Origin of the sequence: Pseudomonas sp. D(2018) (assembly GCF_005502555.1) — a bacterium.
In the GTDB taxonomy this organism is placed as follows: Bacteria; Pseudomonadota; Gammaproteobacteria; order Pseudomonadales; family Pseudomonadaceae; genus Metapseudomonas; species Metapseudomonas resinovorans.
Map to the genome: position 1 here is coordinate 23,875 of NZ_SCOK01000057.1, position 7,209 is coordinate 31,083.

The window sequence follows — 7,209 nt, forward strand, 5'->3', positions numbered from 1 at the left end:
GCAGCCCGAAGGCTGCCCCAAGTCTTGCAAGGGATAACGTTGAATCAGTGCGCTACGGCACCGCTGGCGCCCAGGCCAGTCTGGGAACGCACGAACTGCGGGTAGAAGCGCGCACGCTCCTCGTCTGCAGCGGTTGACTTGTCGGTGATCGAGAAGAACCAGATACCGACGAAGGCAACCAGGATGGAGAACAGCGCCGGGTACTCGTAGGGGTAGACCGGGGTCGCATGGCCGAGGATCTGTACCCAGATGGTTGGGCCGAGGACCATCAGGCCAACGGCGGTGATCAGGCCGAGCCAGCCACCGATCATCGCGCCACGGGTGGTCAGCTTCTTCCAGTACATGGAGAGGATCAGGACCGGGAAGTTGCAGCTGGCGGCGATGGAGAAGGCCAGGCCGACCATGAAGGCGATGTTCTGCTTCTCGAACAGGATGCCAAGGCCGATGGCCACGAAGCCCAGGACCACGGTGGTGATCTTCGATACGCGCAGCTCGTCCTTCTCGCTCGCCTTGCCCTTCTTGAACACGGAAGCGTAGAGGTCGTGGGACACGGCCGAGGCACCAGCCAGGGTCAGGCCGGCAACCACCGCCAGGATGGTGGCGAAGGCCACGGCGGAGATGAAGCCGAGGAACAGGCTGCCGCCCACGGCGTTGGCCAGGTGCACCGCCGCCATGTTGTTACCGCCCAGCAGCGCACCGGTGGCGTCCTTGAAGGCCGGGTTGGTGCTGACCAGCAGGATCGCGCCAAAGCCAATGATGAAGGTCAGGATGTAGAAGTAGCCGATGAAGCCAGTGGCGTAGAACACCGACTTGCGGGCTTCCTTGGCGTCGCTGACGGTGAAGAAGCGCATCAGGATGTGCGGCAGGCCGGCGGTACCGAACATCAGGGCCAGGCCGAGGGAGATGGCGGAGATCGGGTCTTTCACCAGGCCGCCGGGGCTCATGATGGCCTCGCCTTTCGGGTGTACCTTGATGGCTTCGCTGAACAGGGCAGCGATGTCGAAGTTGACGTGCTTGAGCACCATGATCGCCATGAAGGAGGCGCCGGAGAGCAGCAGAACCGCCTTGATGATCTGCACCCAGGTGGTGGCCAGCATGCCGCCGAACAGAACGTAGAGCACCATCAGCACGCCCACCAGGACCACGGCCACGTGGTAGTTGAGGCCGAACAGCAACTCGATCAGCTTGCCGGCGCCGACCATCTGCGCAATCAGGTAGAAGGCCACGACCACCAGCGAACCGCTGGCGGACAGGGTGCGGATTTCCTTCTGCTTCAGACGATAAGAGGCAACGTCGGCGAAGGTGTACTTGCCGAGGTTACGCAGGCGTTCGGCGATCAGGAACAGGATCACCGGCCAGCCCACCAGGAAGCCGATGGAGTAGATCAGGCCATCGTAGCCGGAGGTGAACACCAGGGCGGAAATACCCAGGAAAGACGCCGCCGACATGTAGTCACCGGCGATTGCCAGACCGTTCTGGAAACCGGTGATGCTGCCACCGGCGGTGTAGAAGTCGGAGGCCGACTTGCTGCGCTTGGAGGCCCAGTAGGTGATGTACAGGGTGGCGCCGACGAAGGCGACGAACATGACGATGGCCGAGGCGTTCAGCGGCTGCCGCTGGACATCGCCCTCGATGGCACCGGCAGCCCAGAGGGCGGGCGCCACGACCATCAGGCCGAGGACGGCAAGGATGCGCGCGATCATTACTGGACCTCCTTGAGGATCTCATGGTTCAGGCGGTCGAACTCGCCATTGGCGCGGCGAACGTAAATGCCGGTCAGCACGAAGGCCGACAGGATGAGACCGACACCGATCGGGATACCCCAGGTAACCGGAGAGTCAGGGCTGATGCGCGTGCCGAGCACTTGCGGCTCGAAGGCGATCAGGAGAATGAAGGCCAGATAAAGGCCCAGCATGATGGCAGAGAGTATCCAGGCGAAGCGCTCTCGCTTGGAAACCAGTTCCTGAAAGCGCGGATTCTCCTGAATCCGCTTGTAGGTGCTGTCGTTCATTGTTGTTGTCCTCCACAGCGCGGGTTGCTGGTGGAGCCAACAATAGAACGGTCGTACAAGCACAACAGACGACCTTAGTCGTAACTCGAGACCAATATCGACCAAGGTCGTACACAAGCCATACAGCAAAACTATCAGCACCATGCTGGATGAACATTTCCATCCATCGTTTGGCAGGTCTAGCCTGAGCACATTGAATAATCATTCTCATTGCCGAGGTGCGCCATGCTCAAGACCGTGACCTTCACCCTCATGCACTTCTGCATTGCCTTCAGCGTGGCCTATGCCCTGACCGGCAGCCTGACGGTTGGTGGACTGGTGGCGGCGGTCGAGCCACTGTGCAACTCAGTAGGTTTCTACTTCCACGAGAAGATCTGGAAGCGCTTCGAGAAGGGCGACAAGCCGAAACAGGAAATCCCCAAGCACGCCTGGTTGCACCATCACGCGTAACGGACATTCCCTGTGCGGATTTTCCACTGCGGGCCGTAGGAGCGATGAGGGCTAATCCGCTAAGATGCGCGGCTTTGCCCCCAACGCAAGCACCCTTAGCCATGAGTCAGAACGCCCGTTTCCCTGCACTCCCCTACCTGTTCTCCTTCCTGATCGCCGCCTTGGCCCTCGCAGGCCTCTGGTACGGCCTGGGCAAGCCGGTGATCCTGCCGGACGCTGCCACACCCAGCCACAAGCTGCAGTGCGCGTCCTACAGCCCATTCGACAAGGACCAGTCGCCGTTCGATCAGCCTTTCGTGCTGCGCCCCGAACGCATGGATGCTGACCTGGCCCTGCTGGCAACCCGCTTCCACTGCGTGCGCACCTACTCGATGACCGGTCTGGAAGCCATTCCGGAGCTGGCTCGCAAACACGGCCTGAAGCTGATGCTGGGCGCCTGGGTGAACGGCAACCCGCTGGACACCCAGAAAGAGATCGAGGCCCTGATCAAGGCCGCCAACGCCAACCCGGACGTGGTGCAATCAGTGATCGTGGGCAACGAGACCCTGCTGCGCAAGGAAGTCACCGGCGCCCAACTGGCCAAGCTGATCGAGCAGGTCAAGGCCCAGGTGAAGCAGCCGGTGACCTACGCAGACGTTTGGGAATTCTGGCTGAAGCACCCGGAAGTCGCTCCGGCAGTGGACTTCCTGACCATCCACCTGCTGCCCTACTGGGAAGACGACCCTGCCGGCATCGACCAGGCCCTGCGCCATGCAGCCGAAATCCGCCAGGTGTTCGGCAACCGCTTCGCCCCCAAGGACATCTTCATCGGTGAAACCGGCTGGCCCAGCGAAGGCCGCCAGCGCGAAACCGCGGTACCGAGCCGGGTCAACGAAGCCAAGTTCATTCGTGGCTTCGTTGCCATGGCCGAGCAGAACGGTTGGGGCTACAACCTGATCGAAGCCTTCGACCAACCCTGGAAGCGCGCCAGTGAAGGCGCGGTCGGCGGTTACTGGGGCCTGTTCGATGCCGACCGCCAGGACAAAGGCGTGCTCGCCGGTCCGGTCAGCAATCTGCCCAACTGGCCGATGTGGCTGGGCGTTTCCGGTCTGATTTTCCTCGCCACCCTGGTACTCGCCGGTCGCCCTGCCTCCAACCGCGCCGCCCTGCTGCTACCGCTGCTGGCGGCCGTGGGCGCTGCCTGCATCGGCCTGTGGGGCGAAATGGCGCGCGTCACCAGCCGCTTCGTCGGTGAATGGTTGTGGGCGGCCTTCCTGGTTGGACTCAATCTGATCGTCCTGGCCCACGGCGCCCTGGCCTTGTCCGCCCGTGGCGGAGCGCGCAGTCGCCTGTTCGACTGGCTGGAAACCCGTGGCGGCTGGTGGCTGGCTGCGTCCGGTTTCGCCGGCGCAGTGCTGATGCTGGCCCTGGTGTTCGATGCCCGCTACCGCAGTTTCCCCAGCGCCGCCCTGCTGCTGCCGGCCCTGGTCTACCTGTTCCGCCCAGTGGCCGCCCCGCGCCGCGAGATCGCGCTGATGGCGGTCCTGATCGGCGCCGGCATCGTGCCCCAGCTCTATGAAGAAACCCTGGGTAACGTCCAGGCCATCGGTTGGGCCGCCGTAAGCACCCTGCTATTGGCTGCCTTGTGGCGGAGCCTGCGGGTTCGCGACTGAGCCGTCCTCACCCTGACCGCTCTCCTTCGGGGAGCGGTAGGTGCGATTTCAGGACGGGACACCGGCAACAAAAAAGGACGCTTGAAGCGTCCTTCTTTGCACCTGTTGAATCCTCAGGCCGGTACGGGCACCGACGCCACCTGGCGGCGCACCAGCCGCAGGCCGGCGATGACACAGGCGAAAACCGCGAGGCTGGCGGTGTACAGCACCAGGGCCGGCAGGGCGAAGAGCAACGCCAGCAAAGCCAGGCCCCAGCCGGCGCGGCCCGGTACGAAGAAAGCCACCAGGGCTGCAGCGAACCCGATCCAGGCGATGACGCGGAAGTGGATCAGCAGCCCCAGGCCAGCGCGCACCTGGCACTCCCAGCGTTGCGCTTCGTCGACGCACAGGCCGACCCACTGGCCGTCCTCCATCAGGGCGAAACGAACCCCGTAGCTGGCGGCCAGCCAGAGCGGCAGCAGAATCAGCAGCAGGATGAGGGACGAACGGCTGGACATGGTTCTCTCCGAATGGGTAAGCGGCGCCAAGGATACCCCCGCGATGGCGCTATGCAAGAACCTTCCAACAATCTGCCGCACCCTGGCCAGACGTACGGCGCGCACTCACAGGACTTGCAGTTGTCATAGGCTCGGTATTCACTCATGACGTTCGCTTATAAGGAACGCGACCCGGCGGCCCTGACAGGCAAGGCCCGGGGGAGTGACTGGGGCCTGCCCGCAACCGCGGGATCCGGACTCCGCAGAATCTGAACAGGGACCTTTCCTATGCTCCGTCTTCGCCTTGCCGCCCTACTTGGCAGCCTGACCCTCTGCGCTCCCGTGCTGGCCGCGGACCTGGATGCAGCCAGTTATGGCTTTCCGATCACCAACCCTTTCGAGGCGACCATCGCCACCACGCCGCCGGACCTGCGCAGCGCGGTGCCGACGGACGATGACATCGACCAGTCCGACTATGACCTGAAGCTGCGTCCAGAGCGCGAAAGCGAGTTGCCGGACAATTTCTGGTCGGTGAAGAAGTTGCGCTACCGCCTCGCCAAGCAAAAGGGCCCAGCCCCGCTGGTGTTCGTCATTGCCGGCACGGGCGGCCACTACGCCAGCACCCATGCCGAGACGCTGAAGAAGCTGTTCTACGGCGCTGGTTACCACGTGGTGCAACTCTCCTCGCCCACCAGCTACGACTTCATGGTCGCCGCCTCGCGTCATGCGACCCCAGGACTTTCGGCCGAAGACGCCGACGACCTCTATCGGGTGATGCAGGCCGTACGTGCCCAACATCCGAGCCTGCCAATCACCGACTTCTACCTCACCGGATACAGCCTCGGCGCCCTTGAGGCGGCCTTCGTCAGCCACCTGGACGAAACCCGCCGCAGCTTCAACTTCAAGCGGGTATTGCTGCTCAATCCGCCGGTGAACCTCTATACCTCGGTGACTAACCTCGACCGCCTTGTGCAGACCCGCGTGAAGGGCGTCGACGACACCACCACCTTCTACCAGGTGGTGCTGGGCAAGCTGACCCGCTACTTCCAGCAGAAGGGCTACATCGACCTCAATGACGCCCTGCTGTACGACTTCCAGGAATCCAGACAGCGGCTGTCCAACGAGCAGATGGCGATGCTGATCGGCACGGCCTTCCGCTTCTCCTCCTCGGACATCGCCTTCACCTCGGACCTGATCAACCATCGCGGCCTGATCACTCCGGTGCAGTTGTCCATCAGCGAAGGCACCAGCCTGACGCCCTTCTACAAGCGCGCCCTGCAGTGCGATTTCGACTGCTACATGACCGAGCAACTGATTCCCTACTGGCGCGCCCGCTACGACGGCGGCAGCCTGACCCAACTGATCGACCAGGTCAGCCTCTATGCCCTGGAGGACTACCTGAAAGACAACAGCAAGATTGCCGTGATGCACAACGCCGACGACCTCATCCTCGGCCCCGGCGACCTGGGTTTCCTGCGCCGCACCCTGGGCGACCGCTTGACCGTCTACCCCCATGGCGGGCACTGCGGCAACCTCAACTACCGCGTCAACGGCGACGCCATGCTGGAGTTCTTCCGTGGCTAAGAAAGCACTCTTGATCGCCCTACTGCTGGCAAGCCCCCTGGCTCGAGCCCAGGAGCCCGACCAGGACGGCTTCACTCAGCCGCTGAAAGACCTGAAATTCAACCCCGGCCTGGATCAGCGCGAGTTCGAACGCTCGACCCTCAACGCACTGAGCGTCTACGACCCTTACGAGTCCTGGAACCGGCGGGTCTATCACTTCAACTATCGCTTCGACGAATGGGTGTTCCTGCCCGTGGTGCGCGGCTATCGCTACGTCACACCGGGATTCGTGCGCAGCGGCGTGAGCAACTTCTTCAGCAACCTGGGCGATGTGCCGAACCTGCTGAACAGCCTGCTCCAGCTCAAGGGACAACGCTCCATGGAAATCACCGGGCGCCTGCTGCTGAACACCACCATCGGCGTCGCCGGCCTCTGGGACCCGGCCGCACGCATCGGGCTGCCCAAGCAGACCGAGGACTTCGGCCAGACCCTGGGCTATTACGGCGTCACCGACGGGCCCTACCTGATGCTGCCGATCCTCGGCCCGTCCAACCTGCGGGACACCGGCGGGCTGGTGGTGGACTACGTCGCCGACTACCAGATCAACTTCCTCAACGTGCCGGAAGTCAGCAGTGACCACCCGGAGATCACTGCGTTGCGCATGGTGGACAAGCGCTACACCACCAAATTCCGCTACGGCCAGCTCAACACGCCCTTCGAGTACGAGAAGCTGCGCTACGTCTACACCGAGTCGCGCAAGCTGCAGATCGCCGAGTAAGGCCTCTGGCCTGACTCGGCAGTTGCAGGGGTGAAATCATTCACTCAGGGCGGCGAAGCTGCCCCCTTGCCGCGTCAGGCCGAACCTTCGGTCCGGTTGGCGAATGAATTCGCCCCTTCTATGAAGATCTCGGTGTCAAGGCCTGTTCCTCCGATTCATGACTCGGGGTACGCATCAAGGCAGCGGGGCATGCTGCTCGTGAGACCTGGCGTCTCACCACCTTCTATCCGCTGGTCACGAGGACCAACACGATCCTGCTTGCGCGTTGCGCTCAGGCAT

At 63.0% G+C, this 7,209-nt stretch carries 7 protein-coding genes; 4 read left to right on the forward strand and 3 right to left on the reverse strand.

The window, feature by feature from the left end:
* Positions 1-44 precede the first annotated feature (44 nt).
* Both FFS60_RS24575 and FFS60_RS24580 read right to left on the reverse strand, forming a co-directional pair.
* Positions 45-1,703 (reverse strand): cation acetate symporter, encoded by a 1,659-nt coding sequence (locus tag FFS60_RS24575; protein WP_028628195.1) that lies wholly within the window; start codon positions 1,701-1,703, stop codon positions 45-47.
* Entirely contained in the window at positions 1,703-2,011 is a 309-nt protein-coding gene (locus FFS60_RS24580; RefSeq protein ID WP_028628196.1) for a DUF485 domain-containing protein, read from the reverse strand. Before FFS60_RS24580 ends, FFS60_RS24575 begins: the two co-directional genes overlap by 1 nt.
* 225 nt (positions 2,012-2,236) lie before the next feature.
* Here FFS60_RS24580 and FFS60_RS24585 point away from each other — a divergent pair, with 225 nt between their 5' ends.
* Both FFS60_RS24585 and FFS60_RS24590 read left to right on the forward strand, forming a co-directional pair.
* Positions 2,237-2,461, forward strand: coding sequence for a DUF2061 domain-containing protein (locus FFS60_RS24585; RefSeq protein WP_028628197.1), 225 nt, complete (start codon positions 2,237-2,239; stop codon positions 2,459-2,461).
* Positions 2,462-2,562: 101 nt separating this feature from the next.
* Entirely contained in the window at positions 2,563-4,113 is a 1,551-nt protein-coding gene (locus tag FFS60_RS24590) for a beta (1-6) glucans synthase (protein ID WP_137823438.1), read from the forward strand.
* Positions 4,114-4,226: 113 nt separating this feature from the next.
* Here FFS60_RS24590 and FFS60_RS24595 read toward each other — a convergent pair whose 3' ends face one another.
* The gene (locus tag FFS60_RS24595) at positions 4,227-4,610 is read right to left on the reverse strand and encodes a hypothetical protein (RefSeq protein WP_137823439.1); all 384 of its coding nucleotides are present in this window, start codon (positions 4,608-4,610) and stop codon (positions 4,227-4,229) included.
* Between the two features lie 267 nt (positions 4,611-4,877).
* On the opposite strand from FFS60_RS24595, the gene FFS60_RS24600 reads away from it, so the two are divergent.
* Positions 4,878-6,173, forward strand: a complete 1,296-nt coding sequence (locus tag FFS60_RS24600) for a serine/threonine protein kinase (protein WP_028628200.1) — start codon at positions 4,878-4,880, stop codon at positions 6,171-6,173.
* A gap of 10 nt (positions 6,174-6,183) precedes the next feature.
* Positions 6,184-6,930, forward strand: coding sequence for a VacJ family lipoprotein (locus tag FFS60_RS24605; protein WP_371926508.1), 747 nt, complete (start codon positions 6,184-6,186; stop codon positions 6,928-6,930).
* The last annotated feature ends 279 nt before the right edge of the window (positions 6,931-7,209 follow it).